The following is a 694-nucleotide window of genomic DNA, read 5'->3' on the forward strand; positions in this document are numbered from 1 at the left end:
CGCCGCGTGCCGCTCGAACGCGGCCTCGCAGGCGGCGAGCAGCGCGTCCACGCCCGGCGGTTCGCCGGGGTCGCCGGGGTCGGGCACCATGCCGTGCTCGGCGGCGGCGAGCAGGCACAGCAGCACCGGGTCGGGCTGCTCGGCGCGGGCGGCGGTCCGGAAGCGGTCTCTGCTCTGCTCGGTCACGGTGACGGCGACGGCTTTCGTACGGCGGACGGACAAGGCGGCGGACGGACGATCGGGCGGGGCGATCGGACGAACGGACGGACGGTACGGCCTGGCGGCTACCCCTGGGGGAGGAGCGCGTAGTGGTAAGTGTGACTGGTCGTGAAGCCGAGTCCGTCATAGAGCGCGATCGCCCCCGCGTTCTCCGCCTCGACCTGGAGGTAGCCGCCGCTCGCGCCCTCCTCGGCCGCGCGCGAGGCGAGCACCGCCATGACCGTCGTCGCCAGTCCGGCCCGCCGGGCGTACGGCTGGACCTCGATCGCGCCGAAGCAGGCCCAGGCGCCCTCGATGACGCAGCGTCCGATCGCCAGCGGCGGCTGCCCGGGGGCGCCCGGCACGGTGGCGAACCAGACCGAGGGCCCGCCGTGCAGCACCCGCCGGGCCGCCTCCTCCACCGCCGGGTCGCCGCTCACCCGCCGGTACACCGACAGCCACCGGTCGTCCCGTGCGCGGCCAGCTTCCCGATGAT

Annotated in this window: 1 protein-coding gene and 1 pseudogene; both read right to left on the reverse strand. The window is 75.8% G+C overall.

All coding sequences use genetic code 11. From position 1 onward, the window contains the following. Positions 1-186 (reverse strand): annotated as a pseudogene (locus tag AE652_RS42550) (hypothetical protein); the annotation flags it as partial. Positions 187-284: 98 nt separating this feature from the next. Continuing rightward, a partial coding sequence (locus AE652_RS42555) for a GNAT family N-acetyltransferase (protein ID WP_049661676.1) occupies positions 285-694 on the reverse strand: 410 nt, incomplete at its 5' end.

This window comes from Kitasatospora sp. MY 5-36, from assembly GCF_001182915.1.
In the GTDB taxonomy this organism is placed as follows: Bacteria; Actinomycetota; Actinomycetes; order Streptomycetales; family Streptomycetaceae; genus Kitasatospora.